The organism is Mycobacterium sp. 852013-50091_SCH5140682 (assembly GCF_001665685.1).
Taxonomy (GTDB): Bacteria; Actinomycetota; Actinomycetes; order Mycobacteriales; family Mycobacteriaceae; genus Mycobacterium.
In genome coordinates, this window is sequence record NZ_LZTB01000057.1 from 171,959 (window position 1) to 196,945 (window position 24,987).

General features: G+C 65.7%; 24 protein-coding genes. 17 read left to right on the forward strand and 7 right to left on the reverse strand.

Annotated elements, in window-relative coordinates; genetic code table 11:
- Positions 1-54 precede the first annotated feature (54 nt).
- A complete protein-coding gene (locus A5784_RS17660; RefSeq protein WP_064946188.1) occupies positions 55-816 on the forward strand; it encodes an SDR family oxidoreductase in 762 nt (253 codons plus the stop codon).
- Positions 817-911: 95 nt separating this feature from the next.
- Entirely contained in the window at positions 912-1,499 is a 588-nt protein-coding gene (locus tag A5784_RS17665; protein ID WP_064946189.1) for a DUF1707 SHOCT-like domain-containing protein, read from the forward strand.
- A gap of 53 nt (positions 1,500-1,552) precedes the next feature.
- Here the strand turns inward: A5784_RS17665 and A5784_RS17670 are convergent, their stop codons facing one another.
- Positions 1,553-2,143 (reverse strand): hypothetical protein, encoded by a 591-nt coding sequence (locus tag A5784_RS17670; protein WP_156750627.1) that lies wholly within the window; start codon positions 2,141-2,143, stop codon positions 1,553-1,555.
- A 483-nt stretch (positions 2,144-2,626) separates the two neighbouring features.
- Here A5784_RS17670 and A5784_RS17675 point away from each other — a divergent pair, with 483 nt between their 5' ends.
- The 12 genes from A5784_RS17675 (at position 2,627) to A5784_RS17725 (ending at position 13,850) form a co-directional block, all read left to right on the forward strand.
- Positions 2,627-2,935 (forward strand): SDR family NAD(P)-dependent oxidoreductase, encoded by a 309-nt coding sequence (locus A5784_RS17675; protein ID WP_064946220.1) that lies wholly within the window; start codon positions 2,627-2,629, stop codon positions 2,933-2,935.
- Between the two features lie 159 nt (positions 2,936-3,094).
- A complete protein-coding gene (locus A5784_RS17680) occupies positions 3,095-3,853 on the forward strand; it encodes an SDR family NAD(P)-dependent oxidoreductase (RefSeq protein WP_064946191.1) in 759 nt (252 codons plus the stop codon).
- 30 nt (positions 3,854-3,883) lie between these two features.
- The gene (locus tag A5784_RS17685) at positions 3,884-5,503 is read left to right on the forward strand and encodes a GMC family oxidoreductase (RefSeq protein WP_064946192.1); all 1,620 of its coding nucleotides are present in this window, start codon (positions 3,884-3,886) and stop codon (positions 5,501-5,503) included.
- Positions 5,500-5,991, forward strand: coding sequence for a hypothetical protein (locus A5784_RS17690; RefSeq protein WP_064946193.1), 492 nt, complete (start codon positions 5,500-5,502; stop codon positions 5,989-5,991). The genes A5784_RS17685 and A5784_RS17690 overlap by 4 nt, the downstream gene beginning before the upstream one ends.
- 6 nt (positions 5,992-5,997) lie before the next feature.
- Complete coding sequence (locus A5784_RS38350; protein ID WP_156750628.1) at positions 5,998-6,141, forward strand: hypothetical protein; 144 nt, start codon at positions 5,998-6,000, stop codon at positions 6,139-6,141.
- Positions 6,142-6,188: 47 nt separating this feature from the next.
- The gene (locus tag A5784_RS17695; protein WP_064946194.1) at positions 6,189-6,908 is read left to right on the forward strand and encodes a GntR family transcriptional regulator; all 720 of its coding nucleotides are present in this window, start codon (positions 6,189-6,191) and stop codon (positions 6,906-6,908) included.
- Positions 6,909-7,155: 247 nt separating this feature from the next.
- Entirely contained in the window at positions 7,156-8,628 is a 1,473-nt protein-coding gene (locus A5784_RS17700) for an APC family permease (RefSeq protein ID WP_082944909.1), read from the forward strand.
- 28 nt (positions 8,629-8,656) lie between these two features.
- On the forward strand, positions 8,657-10,087 hold the full coding sequence (locus A5784_RS17705; protein WP_064946195.1) for an aldehyde dehydrogenase family protein: 1,431 nt from the start codon (positions 8,657-8,659) through the stop codon (positions 10,085-10,087).
- Complete coding sequence (locus A5784_RS17710; protein ID WP_064946196.1) at positions 10,084-10,341, forward strand: hypothetical protein; 258 nt, start codon at positions 10,084-10,086, stop codon at positions 10,339-10,341. The genes A5784_RS17705 and A5784_RS17710 overlap by 4 nt, the downstream gene beginning before the upstream one ends.
- A gap of 33 nt (positions 10,342-10,374) precedes the next feature.
- The gene (locus tag A5784_RS17715) at positions 10,375-11,712 is read left to right on the forward strand and encodes an alpha/beta hydrolase-fold protein (RefSeq protein WP_064946197.1); all 1,338 of its coding nucleotides are present in this window, start codon (positions 10,375-10,377) and stop codon (positions 11,710-11,712) included.
- Between the two features lie 129 nt (positions 11,713-11,841).
- Positions 11,842-13,371, forward strand: coding sequence for an APC family permease (locus A5784_RS17720; protein ID WP_082944910.1), 1,530 nt, complete (start codon positions 11,842-11,844; stop codon positions 13,369-13,371).
- Between the two features lie 20 nt (positions 13,372-13,391).
- On the forward strand, positions 13,392-13,850 hold the full coding sequence (locus A5784_RS17725; protein ID WP_064946198.1) for an allene oxide cyclase family protein: 459 nt from the start codon (positions 13,392-13,394) through the stop codon (positions 13,848-13,850).
- Here the strand turns inward: A5784_RS17725 and treS are convergent.
- From treS to A5784_RS17740, 3 genes are all read right to left on the reverse strand, one after another.
- Positions 13,835-16,078 carry a maltose alpha-D-glucosyltransferase gene (treS, locus tag A5784_RS17730; protein ID WP_064946199.1) on the reverse strand — a complete coding sequence of 748 codons (2,244 nt, stop codon included), beginning with the start codon at positions 16,076-16,078 and terminating at the stop codon, positions 13,835-13,837. The two genes, A5784_RS17725 and treS, sit on opposite strands and share 16 nt — an antisense overlap.
- 83 nt (positions 16,079-16,161) lie before the next feature.
- Positions 16,162-17,190: a proline racemase family protein gene (locus A5784_RS17735; protein ID WP_064946200.1), complete on the reverse strand. Its 1,029-nt coding sequence runs from the start codon at positions 17,188-17,190 to the stop codon at positions 16,162-16,164.
- Between the two features lie 78 nt (positions 17,191-17,268).
- The gene (locus A5784_RS17740) at positions 17,269-18,162 is read right to left on the reverse strand and encodes a dihydrodipicolinate synthase family protein (RefSeq protein WP_064946201.1); all 894 of its coding nucleotides are present in this window, start codon (positions 18,160-18,162) and stop codon (positions 17,269-17,271) included.
- Between the two features lie 225 nt (positions 18,163-18,387).
- Here A5784_RS17740 and A5784_RS17745 point away from each other — a divergent pair, with 225 nt between their 5' ends.
- Positions 18,388-19,059 carry an HAD hydrolase-like protein gene (locus tag A5784_RS17745; protein WP_064946202.1) on the forward strand — a complete coding sequence of 224 codons (672 nt, stop codon included), beginning with the start codon at positions 18,388-18,390 and terminating at the stop codon, positions 19,057-19,059.
- Here the strand turns inward: A5784_RS17745 and A5784_RS17750 are convergent.
- Positions 19,018-19,875, reverse strand: a complete 858-nt coding sequence (locus A5784_RS17750) for a type IV toxin-antitoxin system AbiEi family antitoxin (protein WP_064946203.1) — start codon at positions 19,873-19,875, stop codon at positions 19,018-19,020. The genes A5784_RS17745 and A5784_RS17750 overlap by 42 nt on opposite strands.
- A 118-nt stretch (positions 19,876-19,993) precedes the next feature.
- On the opposite strand from A5784_RS17750, the gene A5784_RS17755 reads away from it, so the two are divergent.
- On the forward strand, positions 19,994-20,590 hold the full coding sequence (locus tag A5784_RS17755; protein WP_064946204.1) for a YdcF family protein: 597 nt from the start codon (positions 19,994-19,996) through the stop codon (positions 20,588-20,590).
- On the opposite strand, the gene A5784_RS17760 is transcribed toward A5784_RS17755, so the two are convergent.
- Both A5784_RS17760 and A5784_RS17765 read right to left on the reverse strand, forming a co-directional pair.
- A complete protein-coding gene (locus A5784_RS17760) occupies positions 20,587-22,575 on the reverse strand; it encodes a vWA domain-containing protein (RefSeq protein ID WP_064946205.1) in 1,989 nt (662 codons plus the stop codon). The genes A5784_RS17755 and A5784_RS17760 overlap by 4 nt on opposite strands.
- Entirely contained in the window at positions 22,568-23,950 is a 1,383-nt protein-coding gene (locus A5784_RS17765) for a sigma 54-interacting transcriptional regulator (protein WP_064946206.1), read from the reverse strand. The genes A5784_RS17760 and A5784_RS17765 overlap by 8 nt, the downstream gene beginning before the upstream one ends.
- 111 nt (positions 23,951-24,061) lie before the next feature.
- Here A5784_RS17765 and A5784_RS17770 point away from each other — a divergent pair.
- The coding region (locus tag A5784_RS17770; protein ID WP_232006097.1) for a serine/threonine-protein kinase at positions 24,062-24,987 on the forward strand (926 nt) is incomplete at its 3' end.

The following is a 24,987-nucleotide window of genomic DNA, read 5'->3' on the forward strand; positions in this document are numbered from 1 at the left end:
ATCGCCACCGCAGCGGGGGTGTGGATTTTTGGTAGCCGCACCTAGCCTTGGTGCATGCCTCGGTGCGTATTGGTCACCGGCGCCACCGGAACACTCGGACACCACGTGGTGCCGGAAGTGACGGCGGCCGGACACTCACTACGGGCGCTGAGCCGCCGGGAGCGTGTCGGATACACCGGTGTGCATTGGTGCCAAGGCGATCTGACCAAGGGCGCAGGCCTGGACGCCGCGCTCGACGGCGTCGACGTCGTCATCCACTGCGCGACGCAACCCACCGGCAGCAAGGACGTCACCGCCACGGAGAACCTGCTCGCCGCGGCGGCCCGGGCCGGCGTCGAGCACATCGTCTACATGTCGATCGTCGGCATCGACCAGATCCCGCTGCCGTACTACAAGGCCAAGCTTCGGGTCGAAGAGGCACTGGCGGCGTCGAGCGTCGGGCACACCGTCCTGCGCGCCACCCAGTTCCACGAACTGATCGAGAAGATCTTCGCCGTCCAGCGCTTCTCACCGGTCCTGTGGGCCCTGAGCGGCGTGCGGTTCCAGCCGATCGACACGCGGGATGTCGCCGTCAGATTGGCCGAACTGGTCGACGCCCCTCCGTCCGGGCGGGTGCCCGACATCGGGGGCCCGGCGGTGCACGGCCACGACGAACTCGGGCGGATGTACCTCGCGGCGCGGGGCAGCAGGCGGCACGTGTTCAGTCTCACGCTCGGCGGTCGTGTTGTCGCGGGTTACAAAGCTGGGGCCAATCTGGTGCCGGAAAATGCGGTCGGCACCAAAACTTTTCAGGATTACCTCAGTTCAGCCAGATAAAAATTCGGCAGACTGGCGGTTTCGCTGGTGCGAGGGAAGCCACAGTTTGGCCAACCGTCTTGCATGTGCAGGCGTTCGTCGTAGGCTCGTGTCTGATGAGCACTTCAGCGCCGCAGAGCCGGTCGACGCGAGCTGCCGACACTGATCGAATTCAGGTGGCGCAGCTGCTCACTGAGGCCGCAGCCGCGGGCCGCCTGCCGATGCCGGAATACGAGGATCGGTTAGCCAAGGCTTACTCGGCGCAGACGTATGCCGATTTGGCGCGATTGAGCAACGATCTGCCCGGCGCCATTCCATGCAACAAAGGTGGCCCTTGCCATCCCGCGCCGTCGACGCTGTTGCTGGCCATCATGAGCGGATTCGAACGTCGGGGCCGGTGGAATGTGCCGATGAAGCTCACCACATTCACCCTTTTCGGCGGCGGCGTTGTCGATATGCGCTATGCCGACTTCACCGCGCCGGAAGTCGAAATCCGGTGCTATTCGATTTGTGGCGGGCAGACCATTCTGGTGCCACCGGAAGTCAACGTCGAAGTCAATGGCCTCGCCGTCATGGGCAGCTTCGACCAGTCCGTTCCCGGGGAGGGCTCCCCCGGAGCCCCGCGCGTGCGTATCCGTGGCTTCTCGTTATGGGGCAGCGTCGGGATCAAACGCAAGAAGCGACGCAACCAGATCGAAGAGTAGCGACGAAGAACGGGCGGGCCGATTGGCCCGCCCGCTGCTGTATTTCGTGCTGATCAGTGGTTGCAGGTGGCTGCGGCGACGCAAGTAAGCGACTTGTTGGCGTTGGAAGGCTTGGCGCTCGTGGCATTGAGGACGTTGGCCCCGGCGACCGCCTTCGGCAGGGTGCCCGGCAGGTCACTCTCGTCCGGGAGGATCTTGTTGCCGACGGTCAACTCCGCCCACTTCTGGGTCTGGTCGTAGTAGTACTTGCCGGCGTTGACATTCAGCTCACCCTGGACGGCGCCGTTGGTGCCGGTGGTGAGGGGAGCCGGGTTCGGGTTGCTCGCCGTGCGGGTGCTGGTGTCGACGCCGCCGGCCGGTGTGCCGAAGTTGATGTGGTAGCCCTCGCCCAGCGGGCTGTCGTCGAGCGTCTTGTTGATACCCGGCGTCTGGTTGAAGACCTTGTCACCGACGGCCTGTGCGACGCGCACGCCAGGAGCAGGGTTTCCGAATCCGGGACGCTTGACAGCATCAGCCGACGGATCGGTGGACGCCGACGCGATGCTTGCAGGGACGACCGCGACCAGCGCGCCACCGGCCAGCACACCGGCCACCAACGTGCGCGTGCGCACCGATCTTTCAGAAGCCTTGCGATGTTTTGCCATGCCTGTACCCCTTCGTCATTTCGGCATTGCGCCGCAGCTCGATTCAGGTCCCCGCGACGTGCTGTGGCGCTGAGACGGAGCGAAATGTAAGGCACTTTGACAGAGCGCGCCAAGGGAAAACCCATGTTGTTCACCGGTTGTTCGGTCAGCGATAAGAACAATGACAAACACCTTAATTTTCGACGGCATCTGACGCGTTCGGCGTGTTCCCCGGCGCGAGTGTGGGCGGCATCACGCACATTATTTGCTAGACCCCGCACCGCAAATCAAGTATTGCCCGTACTTCCGCTTGCCTGCCCACGCTTGCCAACAACCCAGTCATCCCGCGGGACCCAACGGAAGGCCCGTCCCGCCGAGCGTGGCGCGTCTGCGACCTGGCCAATCCCCTTCTCGCCCAATTCAAGTGCACATCACATCGGTTTCTCATCGGCCACCAAGGTGGCGGCGGTTGGCTCGAAACATCTGAACGCGAAGGAGAAAACGATGTCAGCACAGCCGCGCAACAGCGAAGTCGTCCTGGTACTCGACGCGGACACCGAGCGTGGGCGCAGCACCGCGCACCAGCTGTTGCAGGCGGGTTGCCGCGTAGCCGTCAGCGCCCGGCATGCAGCACCACTGGCACGGATCATGCATGGCTACAGTGCATCTCAGATCATCGCGATCGCCGCTGACCCGTCGGATGCGGCTGCGCTCGACCATCTCATCGCCCGGGTCGAACTCCGATTCGGCCATGCCGTCGACCGCATCGTGAGCACCGACAGCGTCGGGCAGGGGCTGGCACTGGCGTCCTGATCGCCGCGTTCGACAGCCGCCCGGCCGGCCCCGCACAAAACTCATGCTTGACGGCCACGCGCTCTCACGGCACACTCGTATTGACCAATTGTCGACAAATGCACAATTTCGACTATCCGCCGGACGACCCTCCGGCCATCGACAGGAAGAGAGCACCCGATGGGCACGCTGTTGTCAGGGAAGACCGTCATCGTCACCGGCGCCGCACGCGGCATTGGCCTGGCGACGGCCCACCACCTGCACGAAGAGGGCGCTCAGGTGGTCGCCACCGTTCGTTCGCCGGAGCACCTGCCGCAGCTCAAAGTTGACGACGACCGCCTGATCGGCCGGGTTGTCGACGTCACCGACGAGCAACAGGTCAAAGACCTCGTCGCGTTCACCGTCGACACCTTCGGCAAGCTCGATGGCATCGTCAACAACGCGGGCATCCTGATCCCCGGCACCATCCTGGACGCCTCGGTCGAGGACTTCCAGAAGACGTTCGATGTCAACGTCAAGGGCGTCTTCCTCGGCTCCAAGTACGCGATTCCGGAGCTGCTCAAGGCCGGCAGAGGCTCGATCGTGAACTTCGGATCGATCAATTCCATTGGCGCCGAGAAGCTGCTGACCACCTACACGGCCAGCAAGGGTGCCGTGCTCACGCTGACAAAGGCCATCGCGCTGGACTTCGGCGCTCAGGGCATTCGCGCCAACACAGTGTGCCCCGGCTTCGTCGACACCCCGCTCAACGTGCCGCACTACGAGGCACTCGGCGGCCGAGAAGCACTCGAGGCCGGGTTGCCCGACTTCCAACCGATCGGACGCGCGATCGAGCCCATCGAGATCGCCCACTCGGTAGCGTTCCTGCTGTCGGACCACTCCACCGCTATCACCGGCACCGCATTCGTCGTCGACGGCGGCGTGCTCGCGGGCGCATAGGTCACGTCGCACAGGAAGTGAGGCCAGGCAATGACATTCGATAACAAGCCGGTCGACGTACTGGTGATCGGCGCAGGCCCGTCCGGTGCAGTGGTCACCCACACGGCGGCCGCTGCCGGATTGAGCGTCGTCTGCCTCGAGCAGGGCGACTGGGTCAACCCGAGCGACTTCCCCGCCAACTTCCCGGAATGGGAGTTGCTCATCCAACACAATTGGGCGCACGACCCCAACGTCCGCGGCCTGCCGTCGGACTATCCGGTCGACGTCACCGACTCGGACATGTGGCCGGTCATGTTCAACGGCGTCGGCGGCAGTTCCATCTACTACGGTGCCGAATGGCCCAGGTTGCTGCCGTCGGACTTCCGCGTGAAAACCCTTGACGGCGTTGCCGATGACTGGCCGATCAGCTACAACGACCTCAAGCCCTATCACGATGAGGTCGACGAATTCATCGGTGTCTCGGGCGTCGGCGGGGACACCGCCTATCCGGAGGGCCTGGACTATCCCCTGCCGCCGCACCCGTTGGGGAAGCCCGGTATGAAAGCGGCCGCGGCGGCCAACGCGCTCGGCTGGCATTGGTGGCCCGGGACCAACGCGATCCCGAGCCAGAAGAACAAGACCCTGGAACAGTGCGCCCGCTGGGGTGTCTGCGAGTGGGGCTGTCCGCAAGGCGCGAAAGCCTCGTTCGACCTGATCTACCTGCCTCAGGCGCAGCAAGCCGGCGCCGAGGTCGTCACCGGAGCGCGGGTCTCCAAGATCGTCACCGACGAAAACGGATTGGCCACCGGCGCCCAGTACATCGACCGCGACGGCACGCTGAGGTTCCAACCGGCACAGTCGGTAGTGCTGTGCGCCAACGGCATTGGCACCCCGCGGCTGCTGTTGTTGTCGGCAGATGACCGCCACCCCGACGGCCTGGCCAATTCGTCGGGCCTGGTCGGCAAGAACCTCATGCTGCATCCGAACTGCACCGCGCTGGGCTACTACGAGGAGGACCTCGAAAGCTGGCGCGGCCCGGCCGGTCAGCTGATCCACTCCATGCAGTTCTACGAGACCGACGCCTCACGCGGGTTCGTCCGCGGCGCCAAGTTGCACGCGCTGCCGACACCCGGTCCGCTCAACGCGATCGAAGCCCACCGCGAACTCGATTTCGACGAGCTCTGGGGTCCGGCCATCCACGACGTGGCCCGCGCGGCCCGCAACGGCATCCTTTGGGCGGCCAACACCGAAGACCTGCCTGAGGAACACAACCGCGTGACCCTCTCGAAGACCCTGGTGGATTCCGACGGGCTGCCCGCCCCGAAAGTCGAGTACCGGGTCAGCGAGAACACCCGCAAGCTCCTCAAGTTCACCGTCGAGCAGATGGTCAAAGCCCACGAGGCCGCCGGCGCCAAACGGGTTATCACTCAAGAACTCTGGGTCGACCAACCCGGGCACCTGCTGGGCACCGCACGCATGGGCGACGACCCCAAGACCTCCGTCGTCGACTCGTACGGCAAGTGCCACGACGTCGAGAACCTCTACATCGCCGACGGAAGCATCTTCGTCACGTCGGGATCGGCCAATCCCACCTGCACCATCACCGCCCTCGCGCTGCGGGTCGGCAAGAAGGTCGTGGAACAGACGACGGCCAGAAAGGCAATGGCATGACGATCCAGTCCGATCAGAAGCGTCTGTCGGTTCCACCCCGGGTGACCAAGCCACCGCGTCCGCTCACCGACACGGAGCTCACCACCCTGCTGCGCATCGCCGACACGCTGATCCCCGAAGCTGGCCCCAATCCCAAAGCCAGTGCGGCCGAACAGTTTCAGCCCTACCTTCAGCTCGCGCTGGCCGCGCGCGCGGACGTGTTCGACGCCGTCCTGACGGCTGTGCACGCCCTGTCCGACGTGCCGGACGGCGAGCTGCGCGGCGCCCTCAAGAAGATGTGGGCCGAGGACAAATTCACCTTCGATCCGCTGTCGTCAGTGATCGCCGGCGCGTACTTCATGACGCCACAGGTCAAGAAACTCATCGGCTATCCCGGCCAGCACCGCGATCCCGCCGGCTTGGAGGACGCCGCCAACGAATTGGAGACGGGCATCCTCGACCCCGTCATAGAGCGCGGGCCGATTTACGTCTCCGCCGCCGGGGAGTGAGCAGCCGTGCACCTCGTCGACTGGGGGCGGCAGCTGCTCCAGCGGCTCGCCACCGGTGAGATCCCGTTGATCACCGACGAAGCCTGGCTGCCCAACCCCATCGACGACATCTGGCCGCACATGCCGTACGACGTAGACAGCACAGCGTGAAGGACTACTGTCGACAATTAGGCAACAAGGCTGGGAGGAGTTTCCTGATGGCTGCAGTCCCGCAAGACGGCGCGCTGTCAACGCTGAGCGAGGCAGGCCGTGACGCGGTATCGCTGGGGCGAATCACGCAACGGACGACGCCGAGTTCTGTCGCCCAGGTGCTCCGTACCGCGATCCTCGACGGAACCCTCAAGCCCGGAAGCCAGCTACGCGAAACCCACCTCGCCACCGACCTCGGCGTCAGCCGGGCACCCCTGCGCGAAGCGTTGGGCCTGCTCGCCGAAGAAGGGCTCGTCGACAAGATCCCCTACCGCGGCGCGTTCGTCGCCGAAGTCAGCGCTGACGGGATGGCCGAAATCGCCAGCCTCCGCAAGCGTCTCGAGCCATACGCCATCGAACTGGCGCTGCCGAGCCTGCGCGGAAGCGGGCGCGTGAAGGTGACCCGCGCACTTGAGGACATGGAGATCGGCGCAGACAACAACGATCCCACGGCGACCATCGACGCTCACATGAGCTTTCACCGGGGATTTTATGAATTGTCCGGCCACAAACTGCTTTTGGAGTTGTGGCGCAGCTGGGAAGCTCAACTGCAACTGTTCTTCTCGGCCGATCACCAGGCCTTCGCCGACCTGCACGACATGGTCGCCGATCACAAGCGGTTGCTGAAGATCATCGACACCGGCGATCTGGACGCCATCACCGCCGAAATCGACCGGCACGTGCACGGTGGCCGGCCCCAAGCCGAAGCGGCCGCCAGGAAGGCGTGAAGCGCCCGCTCCCTGAGCTCGCAATGCCCGCTGCCCTGAGCACCCAGAGACCGCCGGGCCGCGGGCTCGTCGACGTGCGATGGCCCCTCCCGCCGACGCCTATGACGGGCCGCTAGCCGCCAAATAGTGATTGCGATCACCTTCCCAGACGTGTAGATTGTCGACAGTAGTACAAAACAAGGGTCGCGGGTCAGCCGTCATCCATTCCGCAGCCGCATCCCCCGCTTATTGAAAACATGAGGTCACCATGGCGATTACCCCCGAGGAGTCTGGCGTGTTCCACCGTCGACCTCCGTCCACTCCTGCAGTCGACGCCGACGCCGCCTACCTTGAGAAGCTCGGCTACAAGCAGGAACTCAACCGCAGCCTGGGACTGTTCTCGGCGTTCGGCGTCCAGTTCACCTCGATCGCCATCGCCTCGGGCATTTTCACCACCCTGGTCGTCGGCATCGGCTTCTTCGGGCCTGCCGCGTTCTGGTCGTTCCTCGTCGGCGGCGCGTTGCAGGTGTTCACCGTCGGACTCGCCGTGGCCATGCTGGTGTCGTCCTACCCACTGGCCGGCGGCGTCTACCAGATCACCGGGCGCATCACCGGCAAGCCCTGGCTGGCATGGCAGACCGGCTGGTGGCTGCTGATCGCGCACACCGTCGCCGTCACCGCCTGCTCGGTGAGCATCGCCCCGTTCATCGCCGGCTGGTTCGGTGTGACGTTCGAGAATGCGGTCGACGCGCTGCCTTGGACACTCGGGCTGATCGTCCTGGCCACGATCATCAACATCGCCGGCGTCAAAGTTGCGGCGCTGCTGAACAATATCGGTGTCGTCGCCGAATGCATCTGCGTGTTCGGCCTCATCGGCGTGCTGGTGTTCTTCAAGCATCCGACCCAGCCGTTGGCCTTCCTCACCGACTCCGGCGGCACCGCCACAGGCGGCCACTGGTTCGTCCCGTTCCTGTTCGCGATGATCCTGCCCGCCTACGCCATATCGTCCTTCGACGCGACCGGCAACGCGTCCGAAGAGACCAAGAACGCCGCGCTGAAAGCACCGCTGGCCTCCGTACTGGCCAACGTGTCGTCCTACGTCGTCGGTGTCGTCATGGTGGGGATGCTGATGCTGGCCATCCAGGACCTGCCCGCCATCATGGGCAGCGCCCTGCCGGTCAAGGACATCCTCGACACCGCGGTCGGCTCGGCCTTCGCGAACGTCTTCGAAGCGGTCGCGATCGTCGCCCTGTTCGCCGCCGTAGTCATGTTGCAGCTCACCGGTATTCGCGTGCTGTGGTCGCAAGCCCGCGACGGCCAGATTCCCGCCGCGCCCTGGATGCGCAAAGTGAGCACGCAACGCATCCCGATCAACGCGACGCTGACGATCTTCGCGCTGTCGGTCGTCTTCGCCCTGTGGTCGTCGCTGCTGTCGGTGCTGACCGCCATGACCGCACTGGCGTGGGGCCTGGCCTACGGCGTCGTCGTCACCGTCGGCCTGTACGCCCTGCTCAAGAAGAAGCTCCCCAAACATCCTTGGCATTACGGCAAATTGAGCCCGGTGATCTTCGTCCTCGCGATCGCGTGGTCGGCCGTCCTGTGCACCCTGCTGGTCTACTCCGACCCGATCCATGTCGGGCTGGGCATGGTGATGGTGATCGGCGCGGGCGCAGTGATCTACATGACGATCCCGAAGAGCCGCCGCGGCAAGTCCATCGATACGCAAACCGGCCACCTCTGATCCACACAGAACCGAAAGGCACTCCGCTATGACCATCTCCGTCGCGAACCTCATTGACGGCAAGACACTTCCCGGCTCCTCCGACCAGGCCCGCGAGGTGCTCAATCCGTCGACCGGTGAGGTGATAGCCGAGGTGACCGAGTCCACCGTCGACGACGCCGATCGCGCCGTCGCCGCGGCCCGCGCAGCGTTTCCCGCGTGGGCGGCGCGCACTGCGGGCGCCCGATCCGAACTACTGCATCAACTCGTCAAGGTCCTCGAGGACAACATCGACGAACTGGCCCGGCTGGAGACGATTGACGCAGGCAAACCCACCACGGCGGCCAGGGATGTGGAACTGCCCGGCATCGCGGGAGCGCTGCGCCACTTCGCCGGTGCCGCACGCGTTCTCACCGCCCAGGCGGCCGGCGAATTCGTCGAGAACAACAGCAGCTACACCCGCCGCGAACCACTCGGCGTTGTCCTCGGCATCACGCCGTGGAATTTCCCGCTGTGGCAGGCGGTGTGGAAGCTCGGGCCCGCATTGGCCGCGGGCAACACCGTGGTGATCAAACCGGCCGAGCTGACACCGCTGGCCACCATCCGTTTTGCCGAACTGGCCCAAGAGGTCCTGCCGCCTGGCGTGCTCAACATCGTCCACGGATCCGGAGACGTGATCGGCGACGCCCTCGTGCGTCATCCCGACGTGAACCTGGTGTCGTTCACCGGTTCCACTGCGGCAGGCCGCAAGATCGCCGCCGCAGCCGGAAGCACCCCCAAGCGACTGGTACTCGAGCTGGGCGGCAACGCACCGGTGATCGTCTACGACGACGTCGATCTCGAAGCCGCGTTGCCCATCCTGACCAACGGCGTGTTGTTCAACGCAGGCCAGGAGTGCATGTCGGCGACGCGGATGCTGGTCAGCGAGAAGATCCACGACACCTTCGTCGCAGCGCTGGCCGATCAGCTCAAGGCCGTCAACGTCGGGGATGCCTCAGATCCCAACACGGTTCTGGGACCGCTCATCTCGCAGGTGCAGCGCGATCGGGTGGTCGGTCTGGTGGACGGCCGGACCGCCGGTGCTGAGCTCGTCACCGGCGGCCACGCCCTCGACCGGCCGGGCTTCTTCTTCGAGCCCACGCTGATCACCGGCCTCGGCCAGGACGACGATCTCGTGCAGCAGGAGATCTTCGGACCGGTTGCCACCGTCCAGACATTCACCGACGAAGCCGACGCGCTCGCGAAGGCCAACGCCGTCGAACAAGGGCTGGCCGCCTCGGTGTGGACCCGCGACATCGGCCGAGCGTTGCGCAATGTCAACGCAATTGAGGCGGGCGTGGTGTGGGTGAACAACCACATGGCCGTCGGACCGGAAGGTCCGCTCGGCGGGTTCAAAGGTTCGGGTTACGGCAAAGAAGGCGGCACCGCGGGACTCGAGGAATTCACCCGCACCAAGCAGGTCATCCTGAGCCTGTCATGACCGAGGAAGACGGCACCGCAACGACCGACCCAGATGTCCGGGTACGCCAATACGTGCGGCGTCTGGATTCGCGAGACCCCCACCGCTACACCCCGTGGGCCCAGATCGCGATGACGGTGCCGTCCGCCTCCGGCATCTGCTGGCTCGTCTGTTTCATCGACGGCGAGGTCGACGTGTGGCGCGTCGACGACGAATCGGCCGGCTACCAATTCCATTCCACCGATTCCCCTGAAACGGGCGCACAATCGAAGTAGAGCCTGTTTCGACGCGAGGGGAGTGAGACGGAAATGGTCAGAACACACACGGTGGTCGCGGGAGAAACGCTGTGGGCATTGGCGTTGCGCTACTACGGCGAAGCCGAGTTGTACCGGCTGGTCGCCACCGCCAGCGGCGTCACCGACCCCAACGTCATCAATATCGGACAACAGCTCATCTTTCCCGACTTCACCCGGTACCCCGCCGCCGCGGGAGACACCTTGTCGGACTTGGCCGTGCGCTTCTACGGCGACGCGGGCCTGGCCCACTTGATCGCCGCATCCAGCGGCATCGCCGACAACTCGGCACTGGTCGCAGGTCAGCAGCTGATCATCCCGAACGTCACGAAATACCACGTTGCTTCCGGGGATACGTTGTCGGCACTGGCGTTGCGCTTCTACGGTGACGCCAACTTCTTCCCCGTGATCGCCACCGTCAACGGCATCGCCGACCCCAACGCTTTATCGGTCGGGCAGTCGCTGATCATCTTCGCCGGGCGCAGCGACGGCTTCGGTCTGCGCATCGTCGACCGCAACGAGAGCGACCCGCGGCTCTGGTACTACCGCTTCCAGACCGACGCCATCGGGTGGAACCCCGGCGTCAATGTGCTGCTGCCCGACGACTATCAGAGCAGCGGCCGCACCTATCCCGTGCTGTACATGTACCACGGTGGCAACGACGATTTCCGCTCGTTCGACTTCATGGGCATCCGCGACTGGACAGCGGGTAAGCCGATCATCGTCGTGATGCCCGACGGCGGGCACGCGGGCTGGTACTCCAATCCCGTCAGTTCATTCGTCGGGCCGCGCAACTGGGAGACCTTCCACATCGCCCAATTGCTGCCCTGGATCGAAGCGAACTTCCGTGCCTATGCCGAATACGACGGACGCGCAGTGGGCGGATTCTCGATGGGCGGCTTCGGCGCCCTGAAGTACGCCGCCAAGTACTACGGCCATTTCGCGTCGGTGAGCGCCCACTCGGGGCCGGCGAGCCTGCGCCGCGACTTCGGACTCGTCGTGCACTGGGCCAACATCACATCGGCAGTTCTCGACCTGGCCGGCGGAACGGTCTACGGCGCACCGCTGTGGGACCAGGCCAGGGTCAGCGCCGACAACCCGGTCGAGCGCATCGAAAGTTACCGCAACAAGCGGGTCTTCCTGGTGGCCGGCACCAGCCCGGACCCGATCAACTGGTTCGACAGCGCGAACGAGACCGAGGTGCTCGCCGGCCAGCGAGAGTTCCGCGGATTGCTCGACGCCGCAGGCATTCCCCAAGACTGGCATGAGGTGCCCGGCGGCCACGTGTTCCGACCCGAGATGTTTGCCATCGACCTCGACGGCATCATTGCCCGGCTTCGCCCCGCGGCCTAGGAGTTCTTGGCAAGCGCCAATTCGGCGTGCCGCGCACCACTGACGCTCCAACACGTCACGTGTCGTGGAGCAGTGGCGTGGCACACACTCTCATTCATTCATGACTGAGTGAGGGAGAGATTCGACTCGATGACCACGCCGAACGAAAGTGCCCGTAACGGGGACGACGAGCAGCTGGCCGTGCTCGGCTACACGGGCGAGTTCAAGCGCTCGATGGGCTTGTTCGCCAATCTGTCGCTGGGATTCACCTACCTGTCCCCGCTGGTGGGCGTGTACTCGCTGTTCGCGTTCAGTCTCACGCTGGGCGGTCCGCCGTCCATGTGGTGGATCGTGATCGTCGGGCTCGGTCAGATGACCGTCGCACTCGTGATGGGCGAAGTGGTCTCGCAGTACCCCGTCGCCGGCGGCATCTACCCGTGGACACGCCGGCTGTGGGGACGCAAGTACGCCTGGCTGGTCTCCTGGATCTACCTCTGCGCCATGATCGTGACCGTCACGTCGGTCGCCGAATTCGGCGCGGCGTTCGTCGGACCGCTGTTCGGCATCGCGGCGTCGGACCTCAGCGGCCTCGCGATCGCCGTGGGTCTGCTACTCCTGGCCCTGGCGTTCAACTTCAGCGGGACCAAGGCCCTGGCCCGCATCGCGCGCATCGGTCTGGCCGCCGAGTTGATCGGCGTCATCGCGTTAGGGCTGTATCTGCTGCTGTTCGAACGTAAGCACTCGTTCGGCATCCTGTTCGACTCGATGGGCGCGGGCGGCGATCAGCCGTACGTCCTCGCGTTCATCGCGTCGGCGTTGACGGGCCTGTTCCTGTTCTACGGATTCGAGGCATGCGGCGATGTCGCCGAAGAGGTCGCCGACCCGGGCCGCGGTATTCCCAAGGCGATGATCCTCACGATCGTCATCGGCGGCGTGTCTGCGCTCATGTCGTACGTCGGCTACGTGCTGGCGGCCCCGAACCTGCAGGAGATCGTCAACGGCGCAGTGACCGACCCGATCCCGTCCATCCTCGACGGCGCACTCGGCCATCTCGGATCCAAGCTGTTTCTCGTCATCGCTGTGACGGCCTTCGTCTCCTGCGTGCTCTCGCTGCAGGCTGCGGCCAGCCGGCTGCTGTACTCGTTCGCGCGAGACCGCATGCTTCCCGCCAGCTCCTGGCTGTCGCGCATGTCGGCCAACCACGTGCCGACGAACGCATTGCTGACCGCGTGCCTGGTGCCGATCGTCTTGTGCCTCTTCGTCTACTGGAATCCTGACGCACTCCCCCGCATCACGGCATTCGCGGTGTGCGGCATCTACATCGCATTCCAAGCCGTGGTGCTCGCCGCACTGCGCCAGCGCCTGAAGGGCTGGCGTCCCGGCGGGGTCTGGACTCTCGGCCGCTTCGGTATGGCCGTCAACGTCATCGCGCTGCTCTACGGCATCACCGCAATGATCCTGATGGTGATCCCCGTGCCCGGGTCCGAAGGATTCGTCAATCGCTGGATCGTGGCCATCGGCCTGGTGGTCGTGATCGGTTCCGGCGCGATGTATCTGCTGCTCGGCAAGCCCGACCGCCACAGCGTCGACATCCCTGAGAACGACGCGATCGAGGTCGCCGATCGCCTGCGGGCCTTGCGCCGCGCGGGTACCGTTCCCGAAACCTCCCTCGAACACTGACCGACATCAGGAGAAAAACCATGCGCCCCAACGCTGTTCCCAGCCTCATGATCGCCGTCGCGGCACTGGGTGGTGTCGCTGTCGCCACATCGGCCGCGGCAACTGCCGATCCCGGCACCGTCACGGTGATCGAACACGCCACGACCGACACCGTCACCGATCTCGGCGCCAAGGGCGACAGCGTCGGCGATCTGCTCACCTTTTCCAACGAGGTCTTCGACGCCGCCGACGGGCAACCCGTGGGCAAATCCACCGGCGTGTGCACCCGCACCGTGGTCGGCGTGGAGTGGGACTGCGGCTGGACACTGAGCCTCGCCGACGGCCAGATCACTGTCCAGGGCCCATTTTTCGACGCCGCGGATTCGGTCTTGTCCATCACCGGCGGCACCGGACGCTACTTCGCGGCGCGCGGGGAAATGGCGCTGGCCCACATCACGCCCGACGGCAGCAAGTACCAGTTCACCTATCGGCTGGGCTGAGACTCTTTCTTACCGACCGTTTCGAGCCCGTCCACCAGCAGCGACATGCCGTGGTGGGCGGGCATTTCGATCGCGAAGCTGTGCAGATCGTCGACGGTCGCCAAGGGCTTGCCGGTGAACATGTCCGACACCGACGCGCCGGGCGGCAGTGCCTTCGAGCGGACAGTGCCCGCGATCTCCTCGTTGGCGAAGTTGAGCACCGTGAGCTGGTGGTCACCGCCCGCGAGCTCATGGACGAGCACCAGCATGCCGCGATGGGACACCTCGGGGATGTCGACCTGTCGGCTGGTCGCGATCTCGTAGTGCTTGCGCACCCGCAGAATGGCCTGCAGCTGCCGCAGGAAACTGGTCTCGTCCGCGAGCTGCTCCGGGATCGACCCGTAAAGGCTTCTCCCCCTGGGCATCCCGGCGATCGATCGGGTTGCCGTCGGATTGTGCCCCATCAGGTCGTGCGCGGCGCGGTGAATCCACCTGGTGTCGCCGCCGTGCAGCAGCTCCTCGACGTCGGCGCGCGGCAACGTCAGCATCCCGCACATGTCCCAGCCCGACAGCGCGAACACGCCCGGCTGCAGCGCATTGAACATCGCCAGCAACAGGTGAGCCCGCCGGATCCGATCGATATCCTCGATGTCGTCGAGATCGGTGATGCCCAGCGTCGCGGCGATGACGGTCGCAGTGGTGCAGGCGATGCCGTTGGTGGTGAAAACCAGGTTGTACGGGGCATTCTCACCGGTGAGCTTCTCGGTGAGGTCGCCACGGATGATGTCGCCCAGGGCTTCCCCTGTGACCTCCTCACCCCGGAAGGTGTAGATGTCGTCGCGGTGGCCGGTCGACCAGTGCACCAGCTCGTAGGTCAGCTCGTCGTGGTTCTGCAACGCATGCACCAGCGAAGCCGGCTCGACGCCGAGTTCGAGGGTGGTGCGCAGCGTCAACCGCAGGAACTCGGTATCTGCGGTGGCCAACGCATGCTGGTAGGCCGGGCGGTTGATGAAGTCGTAGGACAGGTCAGCGCCGGCCTCCCCGATCTCCCGGATGTCGTCGATGGTCAGGTTCAACTCTTGGAATGTGAACCCGCCCACCTTGCGGACCATGCTGGCGATCAGGTGGTTGGCCGCCTCTGAGAGCGGGTGGCCCTCCGACCAGGCGGTGCTGTCCTCGGCTGCCGTCTTCTCCGCACCCAGAAAACCGTTGGCGTCCAGGCGAAGTCCACCGGTGCCCAGGTCGGCCAGGGAATGCAGCGCATCGCCGATCACCAGCCGCATACCCGCGAACGACGGGTCCAGCCAGTTGATGGACGGCTGCCCGTCCTTGAAGTAGTGCAGATAGACCCAGCGCCGCTCCACGCCGTCGATGCCCATGACAGGGCGGGTGACGCTCCAGTTGGTCTCCTTGACGCCTTCGGCGTAGAAGATCACCCGCTGCAGCCGCCCGATGATGTACCCGGCCTTGTCGAGCCAGTCCTCGGTGACGGTGTCGATGTTGACCGAATCGTGGCCCGCCGGGACCTCGGGCAGGTGGCCCCAGTCCAGGGGGTCGACCTCGACCATGTGGTAAATGCCCGGATAGTCGGCGTATTTCATCTCGGCCAGCCGGAAATCCGCGCCCTTGCCGGTGTGTCCGGGCACGATGTCGTCGATGATGGTGCCGCCGTACCAGTTGGCCGTCCCGCACATCTGCCGGAACTCTTCCTCGGTCCCGAATGCCGGGTCGATCTGAGTGCTGATCCGGTCGAAGTGCCCGTCGACACTCGGCGTCAGCTGCCAGCCCGAGATGCCGCCCGCACGTTTGACCGGGCCCGTGTGGATCGCATCGACGCCGATCTCGGCGAACGCCTTCCACATGTCCTCATCGGCCATGGCCTTGAGAAACGACTCCCCGGGACGGGTGATCAGCGAAAGCGGATACGCCGTGAACCAGACCGCCGCGGTCTCGACGGCGCCCCGCGGGCTGGGCGTGGCATAGGGGTTCTGCCACATCGAGCCCTGGCCCGAAAACTGCTGGCTGATCTCGTTGGCGTCGGCCAGCATCGACTGGCTGAGCAGCCAGGACACATATGCCGGGTTGTCGCCGGTGGCGGGCCCGTCCTGGGCCACCGAACGGCGGACGAACGGCGACTTGACCCTCGGGCGAAACCGCAACGCCCGAGGCCGCGCGGGGTGCAGGTGTTCGTCGAAAGTGATTTCGGTCGGCTCGTTGGTCTGGTCGTCGGGTTCCGGCTCTGCCGTCATGTCGCCAGCCTAGGCAAGGCTCCGCGAGTTCGACGAAAATGCCGCGCAACGGGCGTCCGCACGACACTTGCGTCGAATTCGGCTCACACCGGCCAGGTGTCGGACAGCTTGTATCCCGTCGGGAAAGGATCGGCCGGGTCGAGCCCGACCTGACTGATCTCGGTGATGTAGGCCTGGCCGCTGATCCGCGGGATGACGGCGTCGTATGGCCCGACGGTGCTCATGCGGTCGATGCGGGCGCCGAACTGCGACCCGATCACCGACTCGTGGATGAACGGCTCGCCGACATCGATCAGCCCCTGGGCCTTGAGCACCGCAAGCCGGGCCGAGGTCCCGGTGCCGCACGGTGAGCGGTCGAGGCGTCCGGGCGAGACGATGACGGCGTTGCGTGACGTCAGCACGCCGTCCACCCGGTCCAGCGGGCCGACGAACTCCGTCTGGGTGATTCCTGCAAACTCGGGGTTCTCCGGGTGGGTCACCGGAATCTGTTCAGCAGCAGCAGTTTTCACGCGCTGACCGAGTTCGCACAGGTCACGGGCCTCGTCGGGGGTCAGCTGCAGGCCCAGTTCCTGCGCCGATGCCAGCACATAGGCCATGCCACCCCAGGCCACGTCGACGGTCAGCGTCGGATAGCCCTCGAGCTCCAGCGGCGCGGCCAATCGATAGGCGAACGCGGGCTGATTCTCGAACTCGACGCTGGTCACCTTGCCGTCCTGACAGGTGCAGCGAATGCGGATCAGCCCGGCGGGCGCCTCGAGCACGACGTCGGTGACCGGTTCGACCATGCGGATCATCCCGGTTTCCAGTAGCGCGGTGGTGACGCAGATGGTGTTCGAGCCTGACATCGCCGGATACTCCGTCGACTCGGAGATCACATAGCCCAGCTGGGCTTCTGGATCAGTGGCGGGCACAACGTAATTCACGCAATGAGTGACGGAGCCGCGGGGTTCGTGCAGCAGCAGCTTGCGCAGGTCGTCGTCGTGATCGCGGAAGAACTTCATCTTCTCGAACACGGTGGCGCCGGGCACGTCACCGATGCCGCCGGTGACGACGTTGTTGATCTCACCGCCCACGTGGCACTTCACCACGTTGATCATCCGACTCCAGCGCATGCGTCCTCCTCGGCTCGGCGCGCTCGCGTCGCCAGGGCCGCGGTTGCAGCCACGACCCCGGTGACCCGGTACAGAACGTTAGGCGTAGTTGAGTCCGGTCTCGGCGACCAGCTTGCGCAATTCATCGAGCTTTTCGGGCTCAAGGTCGCCGTAGGGGGCGCGGGCACTGCCCAGATCGATGCCGACGGCCTGCGCGACCGCCTTGGTCGACACGGCATAGCCTTCCTTGCCCAGGAAGTCGAACACGTTCCACAGGCGCTTGAAGATGGCCAAGGCCTCGGCGGTCTTGCCTTCCTTGGCCAGCTCGAAGATGGCGACACATTCCTTCGGGGCGAAATTCGGTGCGCCCCAGATGGATCCGGCAGCGCCCGCGGAGAATGCCGGCAGCACGATGGTGTCCCAGCCGACGAAGGTGTCGATCACGTCGCCGAGGTTGAAGATCAGATCGAAGGCCTGCTCGATGGACCCGGAGGTGTCTTTGACGTACTTGACCGCGTCGGTGCGCTCAAGCAGCTGACGGTAGAACGGCCGGTCCAGGTTCATGCCGGTCACGCCCGGCAGGTTGTACGCGATCACCGGGATGCCCGCTGATTCGCCGACGGTGGCGAAGTACTCGATGACCTCACGACGCGTCGGCGCCTCGTAGAACGGCTGCACCACCAGCACCGCGTCGGCTCCGGCGGCCGCGGCATGCTTGGACAACTCGACCGCCTCGGCAGTGCGCGTCGAACCGGTCTGCGGCGCAACGGGAACCCGGCCCGCGGCCTGTTCGATGACGATCTCGTTGACCCGCTTGCGCTCGTCGAGCGTCAGTGCCGCGAACTCGCCGGTGCTACCACCCGGCACCAGGCCGTGCAGACCATTGTCGATCAGGAAGTCGACATGAGACCGCAGCCGGCTCTCGTCGACCTCGCCATCCGCACCGAATGGGGTGGATACCGCGGCAAGGATGCCGCCGAGCTTCCTGGTCATCGTGTGTGTCCTTTGCACTGGGAGCGGTCTTCGTGACCGCGAATTGTCCGAGCGAGCCGCTCGTGATCAGCATAGCGAGATTGCTGATTGTCGACAAGTACACAATGCTGCGGAGCTCGACTTCAACGCAAGTGTCGTGTTCACGTCGCCGGGAGCAGCGTTTTCGTCGAACTCGGCGCGTTTGGCCGCCACCATCGGCACACGCGACCCGATTAGGGTTGGCGAGTGAGTTCTCCCGACACCAAGTGGACCTGCGTGCTGTTCGACCTCGACGGCACCATCGCCAACTCCGCCAAGAACATCACCGAATCCTTCGCCGCGGCGCTGAGCGAGCTGGGCCTGCCCGTCCCGCCGCCTGCCGAACTGCGCACCTGGGTGGGCCCGCCACCGGCAGAGTCGTTCCGGGTGCGGTTCGGGTTCGACGACGCCACGGCCGAGCACGCGCGGCAGGTGTACCGCAAGCACTATCAACGGATCGGCAATGCCGACATCCGGCCGTTCGACGAGGTCCTTCCGGCTCTGGAAGCACTTGCGCAGCAAGGTATTCCCATGGCGGTGGCGACGTCGAAGCCTGAACACACCGCGATCGAGGTGCTCGGCCGGCTCGGCCTGGCCGACTATTTCGTCACGGTCTCAGGCGCGTCGAGAGACGAAACCATCAGTGACAAGGCGTCGATCGTCGGCGAGGCACTGCGTCGGCTGAGCGCCGACGGCGTCGACACCAGCAATCCCGTGATGGTCGGCGATCGCCTGCACGACGTCGTCGGGGCAGCCGAACACGGCGTCCCCACCATCCTGGTCGACTGGGGATACGGGACACCCGCCGAGCACACCCAGGCGCTCGCCACGGTCGGCTCAGCGGACGCGCTCACGCGTGCTGTCCTGCCAGCCACGTGAGCGCAGCGCTGTGCGTGCTTGGTCGACGATGTCCCGGCCGTCGTCCTCTTTGATGACATGGATGACGTGCCAGCCGAGGCGCTGCAGCACGCGGTTCACCCGGACATCCAGGGCGTACTGAGAACGGCTGGTGAGGTGTTGCTCGCCGTCATACTCGGCACCCACTTTGAACTCCTCCCAGCACATGTCAATCCGTCGCACGTAGCGGCCGTGGTCAGAGACGACGAATTGAGTGGCCGGCCTGGGTAATCCCGCGTCGACGAACAGCAGCCGCAACCACGTCTCCCTCGGCGACTCGGCTCCGCCGTCGACGAGTGGCAATGCCACGCGGAGGCGACGCAGGCCACGGACCCCGGGATGACGTTTGGCGATCAGCATGACGTCCTCGAGCGAGAACGGGCAGGCGTTCATGAGCGCATCCAGGCGTTCGATGGCCTTGCCGCGAGGCAAGCGGCGGGCCAGGTCGAACGCGGTACGCGCAGGCGTGGTGACGCGCATGCCTGCGACTGTCATGACCTCGTCGGCGTGCAGCGTGTCGTAGCGGATCACCAGGCCACGCTGGTGCCTTCCCGCGGTGAACACCTCGACGGGGACGTCGTCATCGACCCATTTCGCGCCATGGACCGCCGACGCGGCCACCCCGGCGATCACGCCGCCGGACGTGAGCGTCGCGCCGCGAATCCGATCTCGTAGGGATACCTGGTGCCGTAGCGGCACGTACACGTCGCGATAGATCGGCCGGTACCGATGCCGCAGTTGGCCCTTGGTGAGGTGACCTGCGGCTACGGCGTCGCTGCCGACGAACGGAATGCGCACACCTGCTTAGACGCACGCCGAGCGATTTCGGCTCCCCCGGCCTCGAATTCGACGCAAATGTCGCTGCGTGGCCGGCTGCGCAACACTGTCGTCGAAATGGACGCACGATAATGGCGCCATGAGCACGTGGACCAGAAACCTCCGTCTCGCGACGGTCACGGCCGGTGCGGTATTGGCGTGGTGTGAATGGAGAACATGGCGGGCATCACGGGACGCGCTGCCTGCCGACGGTCTTGACCCCGGCCGGATCACACCCGGCGAGGCGATTCTCGTTCTCGGCTGCCCCGAGCCTGTCCTGCACCGCTGGCGCGTGCGCATCGCGATGCGCTCGACCGATCCGTCACATGCGCGCTTCGTGTTCTCGGGCGGAGCCGTGCGGTCCGAACTCTCGGAAGCGCAGATGATGGCCAACTATGCCGTCGTGTCACGCGGAGTGCCCGCGGCCAACATTCACCTCGACGATCAGTCGCGCACGACGGTCGAGAACATCAGGAATTCGATACCGCTGTTGTCCGACGCTCCGGCCATCAAGATCGCGTCGAACACGTTCCATGCGCGTCGGGCGCGACGCATATTGCACGACGAATCACCGGAATTGGCAGCACGATTGGTGCGGGCCCGCGATTACCTCCCCGCCGAGTGGGGTCCCCTGCACGCGGTCATGGCGGGGCACGAAATCGTCCGCCGTCTGGTCCGGCGGGCGCAGGGCACTTAGCGTCGGCGGGTTCGCAGATAGTCGCCGACGACCGCGGCACCCAGCCCGTCGAGATCGGGCACCACCACGCGACCGGCGACGTGCCGCGCGACCTGGTCGACGAACCGCGCCAGCTGCGGATCGCTGCCGAGCCGGAAGATCGTCACCTGCGCACCGAGCCGGGCGACCTCGTCGAAACCGCGCACGGTGTGCGCGAGGGTGCGGGGGTGCGGTGGATAGTCGAAGAACACTTCGGCCCCCTCGTCGTATCCCTCCAGGTGGGCGGTGGGTTCGCCGTCGGTGACCACGAGAACGACGGGCTGCGCGTTGGGATGCCGCCGCAGATGCCGCGACGCCAACGCCAACGCATGATGCAGATTGGTGCCCTGCTCGTAAACCCCTTCCAGCGCGGTCAACTCGGCGGCGCTGACCGTGCGCGCGTAGCGTCCGAACGCGATGATCTGCAACGCATCTGACCGGAACCGCGTGCTGACGAGATGATGTAGCGCCAGCGCCGTGCGTTTCATCGGCAGCCAGCGGTTCTCCATGACCATCGAGAACGAGGTGTCGACCAGCAGCGCTACACACGCCTGGGTGCGGGTCTCGGTCTCGGAGATCTCGACGTCTTCGACGGCGAACCGGATCGGCCGCTCCGCGACACCGGTGCCCGCCTGCCGCAACACCGCGTTGGTCACCGTGCGGGTGACGTTCCACGGCTCGGTGTCGCCGAACTGCCAGGGCCGGGTCGCTCCCGTCAGCTCGCCCGCCGCGCCGGCCCGACGGGTGTCGCGTTCCCCGTGCCGGCCCGAAAGTTGTTGCGCCACATCACGCAGGGCGGTCTGGCCCAGTTGACGCATGGCCTTGGGCGACAGCCGCCACTGCCCGTCGGAGCCGCGGTCCAGGAAGCCCTGGCTGACCAGGGCCCGCTCCAGCTCGGCGAGCGTGCGGGCATCGATGGCGGCCTGGTCGCCCAGCTGACGCGCCAGCGCGTCGAGGTCGACGTCCTCCATCGTGGCCCCGGAATAGCTCTGCGACAGCGCGTCAGCGAGCTGCTCCAGTTCGGCGATATCAGACAGCGCCTGCGCGCCCTCGCCCATGCCCATCGGGTTGTCACCGGAAAACCGCTGCGACCCCGACCAGTCCTCGCCGGGACGCGCGGCTTGCAGGTGGGCGTCGAGCCGGTTCAGCGCGTTCATCAGCGACGGAGACCCGAAAGCCTGCTCCGCCAGGGCATCCAGCTCGGCGCGCTGCTGCGCCGAGAGGCTGTTGCGGAAACGTTGCGCGGCGGCCGCGCGCTGTGCGAGCGAGTCGAGCAGCTCGTCGATGTTCGACGGGTTCTCCGGGAAGAACTCGCCGTGCTTGTCCATGAAGTCCTGAAAATCCTGCTGGGTGTCCTCGCCGCGGGCGTGCTTGTCCAGCAGGTCGTTCAAGTCGTCGAGCATGTCGTTGACCCGCTGGCGGTCCTCGTCGGTGGCGTTCTCCAGCGCCTGCTTCATGCCGGCGAAACGCTGATCGAGCATCTCGCGACCGAGCAGATCCTTGATCTGCTCATACTTTTCGCGGGCCTCCGGCGAGCGCCACGAGTACTCCGAGAGCTCTTGCACGGCCTTGGCGGGTGACGGCGACAGCGACTCGAGCTGCAGTTCGCCGAAGCGGGCGTCGTCGTCGAGGGCTCGGGCGAGCTCCTTGCGCTCGGCAAGCACGGCCTCGTCGAGCAGCTTCTTGATCTCCTGCAACGTGCCGTCAAGATTGTTGCGGGACAGCAGTTCCCGCCGACGCCGATTGGCCTCGGCGGCCAGCCGGTCGGTGCCACGCATGTCACGCGTCCCGCGGCGCAGCAACTCCGAGAGCGCGCGGCGCGGCGAGCTGCCCTCCATCACGTTCTGGCCGATCTGCTCGAGTGCGTCGCGCAGATCGATCGGGGGCGCCAGCGGATCCGGGCCGCCGCTGTATCGCGAATACCGCGAGGTGTGCCCGTGCCCTCTGGCCGCCTGGCCACTAGCCATAGACCGTCTCCCCCTCGCCCGACACCTTGTCGATGCGCTTGGCCAGATAGAGCGCTTCCAGGGCCAGTTCGATCGCTGCGGCCCGTTCTCCGACCGATCGGGCTCCCAGTCGTGCGGCCACCGCGTCCAGTGCAGGCAGGGCGGGAAGGGCTGCCAGTACGTCCTTGGCGGACACCCGCTCGCCGGTGGTCACCGGTGAGCCCTCCTCGACAGCAGCCACCACGGGGCCGACGTCGATGCCGCCCAACAGCCGTTGCGCGGTGTCGGCGGTTGCCCGGCGCAACAGATGCTCCAACACGGCCTGCTCACGGCCTTCCTCGCCGGTCTCGAACTCCAACTTGCCGCGCAGCACATCGATCACGGTGGCGAGATCCACCACGCGCGCCACCGGATCGTCCTCGCCGATGATCGCCGCACGGTGCCGGGCCGAGGCGGCGACCGTCTCGGCCGCCGCGATGGCGAACCGCGCCGACACACCCGATCGCTGATCGATCGAGCTCGACTCCCGCAGATTGCGCGAGAAGCGGGCAAGCACGCCGAGCAGATAGTCGGGCACCTCGGCGGACAGGTGCGCCTCCTGGCGGATCACTCCGATCTCGGATTCGATCTCCAGCGGGTAGTGCGTGCGGATCTCAGCGCCGAACCGGTCCTTGAGCGGGGTGATGATGCGACCGCGGTTGGTGTAGTCCTCGGGGTTGGCGCTGGCGACGACGAGCACATCGAGCGGCAGCCGCAGCGTGTAGCCACGCACCTGGATGTCGCGCTCCTCCATCACATTGAGCATCGACACCTGGATCCGCTCGGCGAGGTCCGGCAGCTCGTTGACGGCCACGATGCCGCGATGCGCCCGCGGAATCAGGCCGTAGGCGATGGTTTCGGGGTCGCCGAGGCTGCGGCCCTCGGCCACCTTGATCGGGTCGATGTCACCGACCAGGTCGGCGACGCTGGTGTCCGGAGTAGCGAGCTTCTCGGTGTACCGCTCGCTGCGGTGCCGCCATTCGATCGGCAGGTCCTCACCGGAATCGGCAGCACGCCGGATGGATTCCGGCGTGATCGGGCTGTAGGGGTGCTCCCCCAGTTCGGCGCCGGCGATCACCGGTGTCCACTCGTCGAGAAGCCCGGTCAACGCCCGCAACAGTCGCGTCTTGCCCTGACCGCGTTCGCCCAGCAGCACCACGTCGTGTCCGGCGATCAGGGCCCGCTCCAGTTGCGGAATCACGGTGTCGTCAAATCCGAGGATGCCGGGCCATACGTCACGCCGGTCGGCAAGGGCCGCCAGCAGATTCTCCCGAATTTCGGCTTTGACGCCTCGCTCACGGTGCCCGGATGCGCGCAGCTCACCGACCGTGCGAGGCAGATCCTTGGGAAGACTCACTACACCAAGCTACGACTGCTCCGGCGGCTCGGCATGGTCACCGGTCTGACTTGCGGTCACCATAGGGCCACAAAGTCGTGGCGACTGGCACTCGCCCGGTAGTCTGCGCCCATGCCGTTGGCTAGCGGTCAAGTCTTCGCGGGGTTCACCATCGTCAGGTTGGTGGGCACTGGTGGCATGGGCGAGGTCTATCTGGCGGCCCATCCCCGGCTGCCGCGCGAAGACGCCCTGAAGGTGCTTCCGCAGACCGTTAGCGCAGATAATGAGTTCCGGCAGCGGTTCATCCGCGAAGCCGACATGGCCGCCACGCTGTGGCACCCACACATCGTGGGCGTCCACGATCGAGGCGAGTTCGAAGGCCGGTTGTGGATCTCGATGGACTACGTCGACGGTCACGACGCCGCCCGGCTGCTGCACGACGTGTATCCGTCCGGGATGCCCGCCGCCGATGTGATCGAGATCATAGCCGCGGTGGGCGACGCGCTCGACTACGCCCATCAGCGAAAGCTGCTGCACCGCGACGTCAAACCGGCCAACATACTGGTCGCCGGCAAACACGGTGCCAAACGCAGGATCATGCTCACCGACTTCGGCATCGCACGCCGGGCCGACGAGGTGAACGGGTTGACGTCCACCAACATCACTGTGGGCTCGATGTCCTACACCGCGCCTGAACAGCTGATGGGCCAGACCCTCGACGGCCGGGCCGACCAGTACTCGCTGGCCGCCACCGCCTACCGCCTGTTCACCGGGTCGCCGCCGTATGCGCACAGCAACCCGGCAGTCGTCATCAGCCACCACCTGAGCTCCCCGGTTCCCAAGCTCGCGGCCACCAAACCTGAACTGGCCGTGTTTGATTCGGTGATGGCCAAGGGTTTGGCGAAAGATCCCAAGGACCGGTACGACACCTGCCACGACTTCGCCAATGCGTTGGCCGAGGCAGCCGCGGGCGCGTCGGCGACCCTCAAGATGCCTGCGCTCGCGCCCCCGCCGCCGGCTGTCTCTTATACACATCTGACGCTGCCGACGATCGCATA